This is a genomic window from Kitasatospora sp. NPDC030952, from assembly GCF_055571335.1.
On sequence record NZ_JBVIFM010000001.1, the window covers coordinates 223,995 to 238,475 of the forward strand.

At 72.6% G+C, this 14,481-nt stretch carries 11 protein-coding genes; 6 read left to right on the forward strand and 5 right to left on the reverse strand.

Annotated features, from left to right (window positions below; genetic code table 11):
* Positions 1 to 15: 15 nt before the first annotated feature.
* From ACZ47G_RS01085 to ACZ47G_RS01100, 4 genes are all read right to left on the reverse strand, one after another.
* Complete coding sequence (locus ACZ47G_RS01085; RefSeq protein ID WP_465739352.1) at positions 16 to 627, reverse strand: hypothetical protein; 612 nt, start codon at positions 625 to 627, stop codon at positions 16 to 18.
* Between the two features lie 120 nt (positions 628 to 747).
* Positions 748 to 1,428 (reverse strand): response regulator, encoded by a 681-nt coding sequence (locus tag ACZ47G_RS01090; RefSeq protein WP_465739353.1) that lies wholly within the window; start codon positions 1,426 to 1,428, stop codon positions 748 to 750.
* Positions 1,425 to 2,612 carry a sensor histidine kinase gene (locus ACZ47G_RS01095; RefSeq protein ID WP_465739354.1) on the reverse strand — a complete coding sequence of 396 codons (1,188 nt, stop codon included), beginning with the start codon at positions 2,610 to 2,612 and terminating at the stop codon, positions 1,425 to 1,427. Before ACZ47G_RS01095 ends, ACZ47G_RS01090 begins: the two co-directional genes overlap by 4 nt.
* 82 nt (positions 2,613 to 2,694) lie before the next feature.
* Positions 2,695 to 3,369, reverse strand: coding sequence for a DUF4097 family beta strand repeat-containing protein (locus ACZ47G_RS01100; protein WP_465739355.1), 675 nt, complete (start codon positions 3,367 to 3,369; stop codon positions 2,695 to 2,697).
* Between the two features lie 251 nt (positions 3,370 to 3,620).
* Between ACZ47G_RS01100 and ACZ47G_RS01105 the strand changes: the two genes are divergently transcribed.
* The 6 genes from ACZ47G_RS01105 to ACZ47G_RS01130 all read left to right on the forward strand — a co-directional run bounded on the left by ACZ47G_RS01105 (position 3,621) and on the right by ACZ47G_RS01130 (position 10,450).
* Positions 3,621 to 4,340 (forward strand): Crp/Fnr family transcriptional regulator, encoded by a 720-nt coding sequence (locus ACZ47G_RS01105; RefSeq protein WP_465739356.1) that lies wholly within the window; start codon positions 3,621 to 3,623, stop codon positions 4,338 to 4,340.
* 111 nt (positions 4,341 to 4,451) lie between these two features.
* Complete coding sequence (locus ACZ47G_RS01110; protein ID WP_465739357.1) at positions 4,452 to 5,249, forward strand: PAS domain-containing protein; 798 nt, start codon at positions 4,452 to 4,454, stop codon at positions 5,247 to 5,249.
* On the forward strand, positions 5,246 to 7,456 hold the full coding sequence (locus ACZ47G_RS01115) for a hypothetical protein (protein ID WP_465739358.1): 2,211 nt from the start codon (positions 5,246 to 5,248) through the stop codon (positions 7,454 to 7,456). Before ACZ47G_RS01110 ends, ACZ47G_RS01115 begins: the two co-directional genes overlap by 4 nt.
* Before the next feature lie 76 nt (positions 7,457 to 7,532).
* The gene (locus ACZ47G_RS01120; protein WP_465739359.1) at positions 7,533 to 8,483 is read left to right on the forward strand and encodes a hypothetical protein; all 951 of its coding nucleotides are present in this window, start codon (positions 7,533 to 7,535) and stop codon (positions 8,481 to 8,483) included.
* Positions 8,484 to 8,543: 60 nt separating this feature from the next.
* Complete coding sequence (locus ACZ47G_RS01125) at positions 8,544 to 9,074, forward strand: Pycsar system effector family protein (protein ID WP_465739360.1); 531 nt, start codon at positions 8,544 to 8,546, stop codon at positions 9,072 to 9,074.
* 74 nt (positions 9,075 to 9,148) lie between these two features.
* Positions 9,149 to 10,450, forward strand: coding sequence for a M48 family metalloprotease (locus ACZ47G_RS01130; protein WP_465739361.1), 1,302 nt, complete (start codon positions 9,149 to 9,151; stop codon positions 10,448 to 10,450).
* 64 nt (positions 10,451 to 10,514) lie between these two features.
* Here the strand turns inward: ACZ47G_RS01130 and ACZ47G_RS01135 are convergent, their stop codons facing one another.
* Complete coding sequence (locus ACZ47G_RS01135) at positions 10,515 to 14,408, reverse strand: DNA-directed RNA polymerase subunit beta' (protein ID WP_465739362.1); 3,894 nt, start codon at positions 14,406 to 14,408, stop codon at positions 10,515 to 10,517.
* Between the last annotated feature and the right edge of the window lie 73 nt (positions 14,409 to 14,481).

Genomic DNA, 14,481 nt, shown 5'->3' on the forward strand with positions numbered 1-14,481 from the left:
CCGCCGGGCAGCCGGCTAGGCCAGCGCCGTACGGGGCGCCACGCCGGGCCGGACCAGCGGGGACAGCGCCACCAGGTAGCAGGCGGCGGCCAGCGGGATGAAGGCCAGGTCGGCGCCGCTGGCGACGGTGCCCACCAGCATCAGCACGGGGCTCCACCAGCGCAGCGCCCGCCCCGCCCCCGCCGAGGCCGCGACCAGCAGCGCCAGCAGGCCGACGTAGAACAGCATCGGGCCGACCTGGTAGACGGCCGGGAGCACCCCGGGGACGTCCTGCACCCGCTGGAACAGCCGTTCCTGCTCGGCCTTGTCCGCCGCGGCCAGGCCGACGCACAGGTCGATCCCGATCTGCACCAGCGAGGCCGCCAGGCCCGCGAACGCCGTCCCCAGCGCGGCGTTCGCGGCCAGCCGACCGGCGGTGGTGCCGCGCGGGGCGAGTAGCCGGCGCAGGGCCAGCAGCACCGGGGCGAACAGCAGCAGGCCGGCGAACATCGCGGTGTGCCCGGCGGTCCAGCCGAGGCCGGGCTCGCGGGAGCCGGGCACCAGGCGGATGCCGCCGTAGAGGGCCATCAGGGCGGGGGCGCCGACGACGGCGTAGGCGGTGAGGCGGGTGTTCCGGGTGGCGTTCATCTGACGATCTCCTGCGGTGTCCGTAGTCCGTTCCGACACCCCAGAGCCTCCCGGCCGGGCCCCTCGTCGCGGATCGCCCGCACCGGCGAACCCGGCCCCTCCCCCTCAGGAGGGAGTCGCTCAGGACTCCCCCGCCACCACCGCTCCGGCCTCGTACGCGAACACCACCGCGTGCACCCGGTCGCGCAGCCCGAGCTTGCTCAGCACATTGCTGACGTGGGTCTTCACGGTGTGCTCGCTGACCACCAGCTCGGCCGCGATCTCCGCGTTGGACAGCCCGCGCGCGATCAGCCGCAGCGTCTCCTGCTCGCGCGCCGTCAGCTGCTCCAGCAGCTTGGACGGCGGCCGCACCGCCCGCTCCCGGCCGCCCGGCCTGCGGGCGGCGAACTCGCCGATCAGCCGCCTGGTCACCGAGGGCGCGAGCAGCGCCTCCCCCGAGGCCACCATCCGCACCCCGTGCGCCAGGTCGTCCCGCCGGACGTCCTTCAGCAGGAAGCCGCTGGCGCCCGCGTACAGCGCGTCGAAGACGTAGTCGTCGATGTCGAAGGTGGTCAGCATGATCACCTTGGTGGCCGGGAACTCCGCGCACACCCGGCGGGCCGCCTCCAGGCCGTCCATCACCGGCATCCGGACGTCCAGCAGCAGCACGTCCGGGGTGTGCGCGCGCACCGCCTCGACGGCCTCGGCGCCGTCGCAGGCCTCGGCCACCACCTCGATGTCCGGCTGGGCGTCCAGGATCATCCCGAACCCGGCCCGCACCAGCTCCTGGTCGTCCGCGACCACCACCCGTATCGGCGTCATCCGCCCACCCTCTCCACCACGCCCGCCGGCCCCAGCGGCAGCCGGGCACTCACCAGGAAACCCCTGCCCTCCGGTCCCGGACCGGCCTCGGCCCGGCCGCCGCAGGCCGTCGCCCGCTCGCGGATGCCGACCAGCCCGCGCCCGCCGGACCAGCCGGCCACCAGCCGGCCGGCGGTCAGCGGCACCCCGCGGCCGTTGTCGGAGACCACCACCTCCAGCACCCCGCCGGTGCACCGCACCCGGATCGCGACCCGGTCGGCCCCGGAGTGCTTGACGGTGTTGGTCAGCGCCTCCTGCACGATCCGGAACGCGGCCGCCTCCACGTCCACCGGCAACCCGGCCGGCCCGTCGGCGAGTTCGAGGTCCACCCGCAGGCCGGCCTGGCGCACCCGCTCGGCCACGTCGGCGAGTTCGGCCAGCCTGGGCTGCGGCGCCAGCTCCCGCTCGGCGTCCGGGTCCTTCAACACCCCGAGCACCCGGCGCAGTTGGACCATCGCGTCGCGGCCGGCGTCGGCGATGGTGTCGAAGGCGCGGATCGCCCGGTCCGGGTTGTCGCGCACCACCAGCGGCCCAGCCTCGGCCTGGATGACCATCAGCGACACCGCGTGCGCCAGGATGTCGTGCATCTCCCGGGCGATCCGGGCCCGCTCCTCGGCCACCGCCCGCGCCGCGTCGCTGGCCGCCCGCACCCCGGCCTCCCGCGCCCGCTCCGCCTGCATCCGGGCCAGCTCCCGCTGGGTGCGCACCAGGGCGCCGAAGACGAAGGAGCCGCCCGAGGTGAGCACGCTGAACAGCGCGCCGTTCGGCGAGTGGGTGCCGATCACGTTGGCGACCACCACCACCGCCAGCACCGGCCAGCGCTGCCGGTCCGGGAAGCGCTCCGCCACCGTGTACATCCCGATCACCGCGTACAGCGGCACCTGCGGGTTCGCCGAGTGCGCCACCACCGACAGCACCAGCGAGGGCGCGCTGCCGAGGATCAGCAGGGTCAGCGTGGCCCGGCGCCGCCAGGGCAGGAACATCGCGGTGGACGCCGCCAGCAGGTACACCCACCAGGGCCAGTCCGTGTCGTCGTTGTAGACCGACCAGAGCGACACCCCCGCCGAGCAGACCGCCAGGAAGGTGTCCAGCACGTACGGGCTCATCCCGGCCGTACGGCTCCGCCAACGCGCCGCGTGCTCCACCGTCGTACCTCCCCCGTACCCGGGGAACCCGCCCCCGCGGAGAAGATCATGCCCTACCGGCAGAACGTCCGGCACCGCCCGGTCAGACACCGCTGACCGTCACACCGCCGGTCCCCGCCCGGGCGGTGATGGTGTGCGCCGCGCCCGGCTGCGAGGGGACGCCCACGTCCGAGCCGCCCTCCCGCGCCTCGGCGGTCACCGCGTACGCCGCCCCGGACGGCACCGCCAGCCGCACCCCGCCGTTGCCGACCCGGGCGTCCAGAGCGGTCGGCGCCGCCGCGAAGTCGGCCCGCACCCCGCCGTTGGTGGCGCTCAGGCGCGCCGTCGGGGAGGTCAGCCCGGTCGCCTCGACCCCGCCGTTCTCCACCGCGGCGTCCACCTCGGCGGCCAGCCCGGCCAGCCGCACCCCGCCGTTCTCCTCCTTGATCCGCACCTTGGTGCCGGCCGGCACCCGCACGGTGTAGCCGACCCCGCAGGAGTCGCAGCTGTACGCGAGCCGCAGCACGCCGTCCTTCACCTCGTGGGTGGTCCTCGGCGCGCTCCCCCGGTAGCTCTGCCGCTCGACGACCTGCACCGAGTCCCCGGCGCCGGTCACCTCCACGCCACCGTTCTCCGCCTCGACCACCAGCTCCTTGACCTGCTCGGCCACCCCGTAACTCACCGTCCGGTGCTCGTCCGACTCCCAGAACGGCAGGCACCCCTGCATCCCCAGCACCACCGCCGCCGTGATCGCCACCGCGCCCAGTACCCGCTTCATGTCCGGCCCCCTTCGCCAGCCCCGTCATCCCGACACCGAGAACCCTGCCGCGACCACCCCTCGTCGCACCTCCCCCGCCGGAGCGGTTCGCCCGGCTCCCCCACGCGGGGGATGACGGGCAATTCACGGATTCACCGGCGCGGACGCCGCCGCGCCGGTAGCTTGTTTGCCCGCGCTCAACCCTCCCGGCCCGCCCCTCCCGGCCCCGGGCCCGAGCGCGCCGAGGCGAAGACGACGAGGGCTGATCAGCAATGGCCAACACGCCGCCGGGCGGACCGGGCACCGCCACCGGCCACGGCCTCGACGACCGCGTGCCCTTCCTGGCCCGGCTCGACCACGCCGACCGCACCGCCCTGCTCGCCCTCGGCCACCGGCTCGTCTACCCCGCGCGCTCCACCGCCCTGCGCGAGGGCGAACCCTCCGACCACGTCCTGCTCGTCCTGCACGGCTGGCTCAAGGTGACCGCCCTCGCCGAGAACGGGTACGAGGCCCTGCTCGCCCTGCGCGGCCCGGGCGACATCGTCGGCGAATCCGCCGCCCTCAGCGGCCGGCCCCGGGCCGCCACCGTCACCGCGCTGGAACAGGTCGAGGCCGCCGCCGTCGACCGCGCCGCCTTCACCGCCTACCTCCAGCGCACCCCCGCCGCCTCGATGCAACTGCTCGCCCTGGCCACCGACCGGCTGCGCGCCGCCGACCACCACCGGCTCAAGTCCGCCTCGCTCAGCGTCAGCGAACGGCTCGCCGACCTCCTGCTGGAACTCGCCCGCACCCACGGCCGCCGCACCGCCGAGGGCATCGTGGTCTCCGTCCCGCTCAGCCAGCAGGAACTGGCCGGCTCCGTCGGCGCCTCCCGGGAGGCCGTCGCCCGGCTGCTCAAGTCCCTGCGGGAGCGCGGCATCGTCGCCACCAGCCGCCGCTCCCTGGTCATCGCGCGCCCCGACCTGCTCCGGAGGCCCGGTCAACTCCGCTGATCCGCACAGGGGTTCTGTGCACACCGTCACAGAGCGAGTACCTCAACGGCGCTCACACCAGGACGCCCGCAACGGGCAGGCTGAGCCGCGACGACGAACCGAGAGGCGACCATGACCGACCCGGTGAACCACACCATCCTGCTGCTGGACATCGAGCAGTTCGGCAGGCGGGACGACGTCGAGCAGGCCTTCATGCGCCGCATGCTCTACTCCGTCCTGCACGAGACGCTGCGCAGCGCCGGGGTCGAACCCGCCGAACAGCGCCTGGAGGACCGTGGCGACTCCGTGATGGCCCTGATCAGCCCCACCGTCCCCAAAGCCCGGCTGCTGCACGCACTGATCAACGAGACCCCCACCCTGCTGCACGCCAACAACCGCCTCGCCGCCGACAGCGCCCGGGTACGGCTGCGGATCGTGCTCGCCTCCGGCGAGGTCGCCGTCCAGGAACTCGGCGGAGCCCTCGGCGGCGCCGTCGGCTGGGACCTCAACCAGGCCTTCCGGCTGCTCGACTCGACCGTCCTGCGGGAGGCCCTGCGCCACCGGGACGGGCCCTGCGCCCTCGCCGTGTCCGAGGCGCTCTACCAGGGCATCGTCCGGCACGGCCACGGCGGACTGGCACCGGAGGCGTTCCACCGGGTCACCGTCCAGGGCAAGGAGGGCGACTTCCCGGCCTGGCTGCACGGCGAACCCGCGCCCGCACCCGTCGCCGCCCCGATCGCCCAGGCCGCGCCCATCCCGGCCGCCGCCCCGGCTCCCCAGCAGGCCCCCCAGCAGGCCGCCACCTTCCAGTTCCTCGGCGGCACCCCCACCTTCGGCGGCAACCTGATCGGCGGCGACCAGCACATCGTCTCCGGCGGCGAGGTCCGCGGCGACGTCAACACCGGCAACACCCTCGGCGGTGACCGGTGACGGCCACCCCGGAGACGGACGCCGTCTCCGACCAGGACGAGCTCCAGGAGGCCCCGCCCGAGCAGCCCCAGAACGCCTTCGAGGCCGTCCAGGAACTGCTGGAACACGTCCCGGAGGGCTTCACCGGCCGCAACTACCTCTTCGCCGGCGGCAACCCCGGCTTCGGCGGCGACCTCGTCGGCGGGGACCGGCACACCGTCTCCGGCGGCCAGGTCCACGGCGACGTCGTCACCGGCCCCAAGACCACGGTCTATCAGTTCGGCTCCGCCTTCGGTGCGCCGCTGCACGCCTCCGGCGAGGTGCCGGCGGAGGAAATCGCCGCGTTGGTCAAGGTCTTCTACGGCGGGCCGCTCTTCGACCAGGCTGTCAAAAAACTACGCGAACAGCGGCTTCTGATCCTCACCGGCCGAGCCGACACCGGGCGCCGCTCCGCCGGACTGATGCTGTTGGCCTGGCTGGGCATCCGCCGGATCCGCAACCTCGACCCCGATGTCTCCCCTGCGGCCCTGCTCACCGGCGTCGAACAGGCCAAGGGCTACCTCCTCGCCGACTACGCCACCTCCCGCACTCGCCCGCTGCGCCAACCGGATCTTGACCGCCTCCACGAGACCCTCACCAAGCAGAACAGCTACCTGGTCATCACCACCGTCCGCTCTCCGGCGATGCGCGAACTGCCCACTGTCAGCTGGGAGCCGCCCGAGCCCCGCGCAGTGCTCGCCGAACACCTTGGCACCTTGCTGGAGTCCCAACCGGCCGAACGGATCGAGGAGTTGCTCACCCTGGCCCCCGTCCGGGAGTTCCTGACGCGAGCCCGGCCGATGCGGGAGCTGGCCGACTTCGCCGTCAAGCTGGCCCAGTACTCGCCGGAAACGGGCAACCTCTCGGACCTCACCACGTTCGGTCACAGCATCGTCCAGGAGCAGGTCGGCCGCTGGTTCGGCAGCGATGAACTCCCCCTCCGCGACAAGGCCTTCCTGATCTCCCTGGCCGTCTTCGACCACGCCCCCTACACCCTCGCCGCCGAAGCCGCCGACAAGCTGTTCCGCCGCCTGGAGACCATCCGCACCGCCGGGGAGCCGGACGGCATCCCGCCCTTCGGCAGCTCGATCGAGGACCGCCTGACCCTCGCCCGCGCCGAACTCACCGAGGAGACCGAGCAGACCCCCTGGGGCCCGGTCCCCCAGCGGATGGCCTCCTTCCTGGCCCCCCGCACCTCCCCCACCCTGCTGCGCGAGGTCTGGACGAGCCACCCCTCGGCCCGCCCCGCGATCACCGGCTGGCTGAACGCGCTGGCCACCGACTCCCGCGCGCTGGTCCGGACCCGGGTGGCCTCCACCGCCGCCCTGCTGGCCTCCGTCGACCTCTCCGCCACCATGAGCGGCCTGCTCGGCCCCTGGTCCGGCGCCAAGGACTTCCGGCTCTGCCTCCAGGCCGCCAACAGCCTCGCCCTCGCCTACCACGCGGGCACCGCCGCCGTCCCGCGCATCCTGCGCGGCTGGGCCGGCGACGACAGCGCCCGCCGCCGCTGGACGGCGATCCGCTGCTACGCCCTGCTCGGCCCGCTGCTGCCGGCCCAGGCCCTGGAGGCCTTCGCACTGGCCGCCGAGCGCCTGAGCACCGAGGAGCTGGACCAGCTCGCCGCCAGGTTCCAGCCCGGTACGCACCCGCCGGAGCGGCCCGACCGCTTCCAGGTGCTCGGCCTGCTGGAAGCCGCCGAACTCCTGCTGCTCTCCGCCGAGGCCGAGCAGGCCCTGCGCACCCTGGTCCGCTGGCTCTCCGAGTCGGGCCAGCTGCGGCAGCTGGCCCTGGCCACCTTCCTGACCGCCGCGCAGCGCACCGAGGACACCGCGGTCGGCAGCCCGCTGCTGCTCGACTGGTACGCCCGCAGCCCGCGCCCCGAGCCGGGGGGCGTACTGAGCGTCACGGTGCTGCCCGCGCCCGACGAGCCCGCGCCGGTCCGTTCGCTGCTGGTCGCCCTGTGGCGTACGGCACTCGACGACCGCCGCTACCGCGACGCCGCCCTGGGTGTGCTGCGCGGCTGGCTGATCGGTGCCGCCGACCAGCCGGAGACCACCGCCCGACTCACCGAGCTGTTCGAGGACCTGGCCGTCACCGAGCGCGACCGCCAGCGGCTGGACCACCTGATCCGCACCGTCCGTGGCGGCCCGACCGGCGGCCCGGCGGCACCGGCCCTGCCCGGCGGCTGAGACCGCACCACCCGAACCGACGACCCGAACCGACGACCCGAACCGACGACCCGTCCCGATCCTGGAGCACCCGCGCATGTCGGCACGACACCGCCCCGACCTCCCCGCCGGCGACCTCATCGACCCGGTCCTGAAGGTCCACCCGCTGGGCCGCGCGCTCGGCCTGCCCAAGCGGCCGGACGCCCGTGCCGACTCCGCCCTGGTCCTGACCACCCCGTCCGGTGAGCACCAGGTCTTCCTGCCGCCGCACCGCCCGGGCTTCAGCGATCTGGTCGGCCGCGGCTACCAGGCCGCGTTCGAGGTCGACCTCGGCCTGCACCACCTTCGGATGACGGAGCGGCTGCCCGGCCGGGACGACGTCGGCGCATTCGAGGCCGTGGTGGAGGTCGACTGGCAGGTCGCGGCCCCGGAGCTGGTGGTGGCCAGCCGGATCGGTGACGTCCCGGCCCTGCTCGTCCCCCGCGTCCGGCAGCGGATGCGGGCGGTCACCCGCGGCCTCACCACCGACCAGAGCGCGGAGGCCGAGTCCGCCGTCCAACAGGCACTGGACGAGTACCCGGTGGCCGAGGCCGAGGGCCTGCGGGTGCGCTGCGCCGTCCAGTTGGACCTCGACCAGGCCGCCCGCGACCAGAAGGAGCGGCTGCGCGGCTACCACTTCGACACCCAGGCCCACCCGCACGCCCTCCGGCAGGTCCAGGAGGCGAACGAGGTCCTCGCCGCGAAGGCGAAGTTCTACCAGTACCACCTGGAGCAGGGCGGGGTGACCGCATGGGCCCTCCAGGTGGCCGCCCACCCCGAGGACCTGCCGCGGGCGCTCGGCTACCTCAAGGACGAGCAGCAGGAGCTGGTCCAGGGCCAGCTCCACCTGATCCAGCGGCTGCTCGACCAGAACGCCCTGGAGGACTTCGAGCTGGACGGCCCGCGGCAGGACGCGAAGGCCGCGCTCGAAGCCATCCTGCGCCACCGGCCCGCCGGCCCGGACGCGCCCCGGCTCGACAAGGGCCCCACCCCTCCGCCGTCGCCGTGAAGTCACCGTGAAGTCTCAGTGAAGTCGCAGTGAAGTCGCAGTAACCCGAGGAGGCCCACCGTGTCCGCCCCGCCCGCCACCGGCCCACCACCGCCACCGCCACCACCGCCACCACCCGGTACCGCCCTGCTCGCCGAGCTACGCACCGAGATCGCCCGCGCGGACAGCAAGGCCGCCGTCCTGGTCGCCGCCCTCGGCGTCATCGTCGGGGTGCTCGGCGGCCTGCTCACCGGCAACGGCTGGGCGCCGCAGCAGCTCTCCGGCGCCGCCGCGGTGCTGCTGGCCCTCGGCGGCCTGGGCATCGCCGTCTCGCTGGTCTCGCTGCTGTTCGCGGTGCTGCCCCGCTTCCGGCGCAGCACCTGGCGCCCGGGCCGCCCGCTCGGCTACTTCGGGGACATCCGGCTGGCCGCCGAACAGGGGCTGCTCGCCGACGCCCTGGCCGACACCGAGGCCTTGGCCGCCGAGGCCGTCCGTGCCGCCCTCGCGGAGAACAGCCTGATCGTCTCGCGGAAGCACTCCTGGGTCCGGGTCGGCATCCTCGCCTTCGGCGTCGGCCTGTTCCCGCTGGTCACCGCCCTGTTCCTGGGCTGACCCGGCCTCCGCACACCCGTCCACCACCGTACGGACGCCGCTGCCGCGCGCGTCCCGTCCCCGAGGACCTCGCCATGACCGAACCGACCTACCCGGACGCCCCGCCGCCCCAGTACCCCGCCGGTCCCCCGCCGCAGCACCCGACCGTTCCGCCGCAGTATCCGCAGGCCGCTCCCCAGTACCCCACCCCGGCCCCGCCGCCGCAGTACCCGACCGCCCCGCCGCCGCAGTACCCCGCCACCGCCGCCCCCCAGTACCCGACGGCACCTCCGCCCGAGTACCCCACCGCCCCCGTCCCGCCCCAGTACGCTCCTCCCACCCACCCCCAGCACCCCCAGCACCCCCCGCAGCAGCCGCCCCGCGTCCCCGCCCAGGGCTTCGCCCCGCCGCCGGCCCCGTCGCAGCCCCCCGCACTCGATCCCACCGTCGACATCGACCCGCACACCGGCCGGATCCACCTGGCCGCCCGCCAGCGCGGCGCCGACGCCACCGCGGTCGGCCAACTGGTGTTCCAGCTCCCGCACTTCCTGTGCAGCCTGCTGGTCGTGATGCTGGTCTCGCTGCTCCTCCCGGAGCCGCTCAACCTGGTGCTGATCGGCCTCTGGATCGCCTCCGGCGCGCTGGTCTTCCACCGCCCGACGGAGAAGGTCCTGGCCCGCTACCTGTTCCGGATGCGTCCGGCGCTGCACTCCGAGCTGACCAGGCTGGAGCCGATCTGGCACCAGGTGACCGCCAGGGCGGGGGTGAACCCGGGGACGTACGACCTGTGGATCGAGGACCACAAGGCGGTCAACGCCACGGCGGCCGCCGGCCACATCGTCGGCGTCACCCGGTACGCGCTGGAGACCCTCCCCGACGCCCAGCTGGCCGCGGTGCTCGCCCATGAGCTGGGCCACCACCGCGGCGGTCACGCCTGGGCGACCCTGCTGGGCTACTGGTACTCGATGCCGGCCCGGATCGCGTGGGCGGTGTTCCGGATCGCGGCGGTGATCGCGTTCCGGATCGCCTCGGTGTTCTCGCTGCTCGGCGCCCTCGTGGTCGGGCTGGTCTCGATCGTCCTGGTGGTGGCCGTGGCGGTGTCCTTCCCGCCGCTGCTGCTGGTGCTGGTCACGCCGTACCTGCTGGCCGCGGTCGGCCGCCGCTCGGAGCTGCGGGCGGACGTCCAGGCAGCCGAACTCGGTTTCGCCGACGCCATGATCGAGGTCTTCCACGGCTTCCTGCGGGACGAGGAGCAGGCCATGGCGATCGCCGCGCGGGAGAACGGCGGCCGCGCCGTCCGGCCGGGCCTCGGCCAGCGGCTGCTGTCCAGCCACCCGGACACCCACACCCGGATCCGCCGCCTGGAGGACTGGCGCGCGGCCGCCGCCTCCCGATAGCCGGAAACGCCGCAGGGCGGCCACCCCGTGAGGGGTGACCGCCCTGCGATCAGTGACGCTCGACTCAGCCGCTGTACGGGCCGTAGTCGTAGTCGTCCAGCGGAACCGCCTGGCCGGAGCCGGCGCCGAAGGGCGACAGGTCGTAGTCGTCGTAGCCGACGGCCGAGTACATGGCGGCCTTGGCCTCCTCGGTCGGCTCGACCCGGATGTTGCGGTAGCGGGGCAGACCCGTACCGGCCGGGATGAGCTTACCGAGGATGACGTTCTCCTTGAGGCCCAGCAGCGGGTCCGACTTGGCGTGGATCGCCGCGTCGGTGAGGACCCGGGTCGTCTCCTGGAAGGAGGCGGCCGACAGCCAGGACTCGGTGGCCAGCGAGGCCTTGGTGATACCCATCAGCTGCGGACGGCCGGAGGCGGGGTGACCGCCCTCGGCGACCACACGACGGTTCTCGGTCTCGAAGCGGCCGCGCTCGACGAGCTCGCCCGGGAGCAGCTCGGCGTCGCCCGACTCGATGATCGTCACGCGGCGGAGCATCTGCCGGATGATGATCTCGATGTGCTTGTCGTGGATCGACACACCCTGCGAGTTGTAGACCTTCTGGACCTCGGCGACCAGGTGGACCTGGACGGCACGCTGGCCCATGATGCGCAGGACGTCGTGCGGGTTGGTGGCACCCATGGTCAGCTTCTGGCCGACCTCGACCGCCTCGCCCTCGCTGACCAGCAGCTTGACACGCTTGGAGACCGGGTAGGCGATCTCGTCGGTGCCGTCGTCCGGCGTGATGACGATCTTGCGGGTCTTCTCGGTGTCCTCGATCCGCGCCCGGCCGGTGGCCTCGGAGATCGGGGCCACACCCTTCGGGGTACGGGCCTCGAAGAGCTCGACGACACGCGGCAGACCCTGGGTGATGTCGTCACCGGCCACACCACCGGTGTGGAAGGTACGCATGGTCAGCTGGGTACCGGGCTCACCGATGGACTGGGCGGCGATGATGCCGACCGCCTCACCGATGTCGACCAGCTTGCCGGTGGCCAGCGAGCGGCCGTAGCAGAAGGCACAGGTGCCGACGGCCGACTCACAGGTCAGGATCGAGCGGGTCTTGACCTCGCTGATGCCGTGGCGGATCAGCTCGTCGATCAGCACGTCACCGAGGTCGGTGTTCGCGGTGGCCAGCAGCTTGCCGTCGACGGTGATGTCCTCGGCGAGCATGCGGGCGTACACGCTGGTCTCGACGTCGTCGGCCTTGCGCAGCACGCCGTCGGCGCCCACGGAGCCGATCGCCAGCTTCAGGCCGCGCTCGGTGCCGCAGTCCTCCTCGCGAATGATGACGTCCTGGGAGACGTCGACCAGACGACGGGTGAGGTAGCCGGAGTCGGCGGTACGGAGGGCGGTGTCGGCCAGACCCTTACGGGCACCGTGGGTGGAGATGAAGTACTCCAGCACGGTGAGACCCTCACGGAACGACGCCTTGATGGGTCGCGGGATGGTCTCGTTCTTGGCGTTCGACACCAGACCACGCATACCGGCGATCTGGCGCATCTGCATCATGTTTCCACGAGCACCCGAGTCGACCATCATGAAGATGGGGTTCGTCTTCGGGAAGTTCGCGGCCATGGCCTCGGCGACCTCGTTGGTCGCCTGGGTCCAGATGCCGACGAGCTCCTGCTTGCGCTCGTCGTTGGTGATCAGACCGCGCTCGTACTGCTTCTGGACCTTCTCCGCCTTGGCCTCGAAGCCCTCCAGGATCTGGGGCTTGCTCGGCGGGACGATGACGTCCGAGATCGAGACGGTGACACCCGAGCGGGTCGACCAGTGGAAGCCGGCCGCCTTCAGGTTGTCCAGGGTCGCCGCGACGACGACCTTGGGGTAGCGCTCCGCCAGGTCGTTGACGATCGCGGAGAGCTGCTTCTTGCCCACCTCGTAGTCGACGAACGGGTAGTCCTCGGGCAGCAGCTCGTTGAAGAGCGCGCGGCCCAGGGTGGTGCGCAGGCGGAAGGGCTCGCCGTCGAACCAGCTCGACTGGCCCTCCTCGTCCACCGGCGGGGTCCAGCCGCGGGGCGGGACGGTGCCGGCGCCGAGGCGCAGCTCGATCGGGGCCTGGACGTCCAGCTCGCGGGCGTCGAAGGCCATGATCGCCTCGGCGGTCGACGAGAAGGTGCGGTCGGCGCCCTTCACGTCGTCGCGGTCCGAGGTCAGGAAGAACAGACCGAGCACCATGTCCTGGGTCGGCATGGTGACGGGGCGACCGTCGGCCGGCTTCAGGATGTTGTTCGAGGACAGCATCAGAATGCGGGCCTCGGCCTGCGCCTCCGCGGAGAGCGGCAGGTGGACGGCCATCTGGTCACCGTCGAAGTCCGCGTTGAACGCGGTGCAGACGAGCGGGTGGATCTGGATGGCCTTGCCCTCGACCAGCTGCGGCTCGAAGGCCTGGATGCCGAGGCGGTGCAGGGTGGGCGCACGGTTCAGCAGGACGGGGTGCTCGGCGATGACCTCTTCGAGCACGTCCCACACGACCGGGCGGGCACGCTCGACCATGCGCTTGGCCGACTTGATGTTCTGCGCGTGGTTCAGGTCGACCAGGCGCTTCATCACGAACGGCTTGAAGAGCTCCAGCGCCATGGCCTTCGGCAGACCGCACTGGTGCAGCTTGAGCTGCGGGCCGACGACGATGACCGAACGGGCCGAGTAGTCGACTCGCTTGCCGAGCAGGTTCTGGCGGAAACGACCCTGCTTGCCCTTCAGCATGTCGCTGAGGGACTTCAGCGGGCGGTTGCCCGGACCGGTGACCGGACGGCCGCGGCGGCCGTTGTCGAACAGCGCGTCGACGGCCTCCTGGAGCATGCGCTTCTCGTTGTTCACGATGATCTCGGGGGCACCGAGGTCGAGCAGGCGCTTCAGGCGGTTGTTGCGGTTGATGACGCGGCGGTACAGGTCGTTCAGGTCGGAGGTCGCGAAGCGGCCACCGTCCAGCTGCACCATCGGACGCAGGTCCGGCGGGATGACCGGGACGCAGTCCAGGACCATGCCGTTGGGCTTGTTGCTGGTCTGCAGGAACGCGGAGACGACCTTGAGGCGCTTGAGCGCACGGGTCTTCTTCTGGCCCTTGCCGGTGCGGATGATCTCGCGGAGGCGCTCGGCCTCCTCCGCCAGGTCGAAGGTCTCGAGGCGGTCCTTGAGGGCCGCCGCGCCCATCGAGCCGGAGAAGTAGGTGCCGAAGCGGTCGCGCAGCTCGCGGTAGAGCAGCTCGTCGCCCTCGAGGTCCTGGACCTTGAGGTTCTTGAAGCGGGCCCACACCTCGTCGAGGCGGTCGAGCTCGCGCTGCGCGCGGTCGCGCAGCTGCTTCATCTCGCGCTCGGCGCCCTCGCGCACCTTGCGGCGCACGTCGGCCTTGGCGCCCTCGGCCTCCAGCTCGGCCAGGTCGGTCTCGGCCTTCTTGGCGCGGCCTTCGAGGTCGGAGTCGCGGCGGTTCTCGATCTGCTGGCGCTCGACCGAGACGTGCGCCTCCAGGGACGGCAGGTCGCGCTGGCGGCGCTCGTCGTCGACCCAGGTGATCATGTAGGCGGCGAAGTAGATGACCTTCTCGAGGTCCTTCGGCGCCAGGTCCAGCAGGTAGCCGAGGCGGGACGGCACGCCCTTGAAGTACCAGATGTGGGTGACCGGGGCGGCCAGCTCGATGTGGCCCATCCGCTCGCGGCGCACCTTGGCGCGGGTCACCTCGACGCCGCAGCGCTCACAGATGATGCCCTTGAAGCGGACGCGCTTGTACTTGCCGCAGTAGCACTCCCAGTCCCGGGTGGGGCCGAAGATCTTCTCGCAGAAGAGCCCGTCCTTTTCCGGCTTCAGGGTGCGGTAGTTGATGGTCTCCGGCTTCTTGACCTCGCCGTGGGACCACTGGCGGATGTCGTCGGCGGTGGCCAGGCCGATGCGGAGCTCGTCGAAGAAGTTGACGTCAAGCACTGGTCGTCAAGCCCTCTTTCGTGATTCGAGAGTTTGTCTGTGGTCTGAGGGGGGCCTGGGGGCGGGCCGGCTG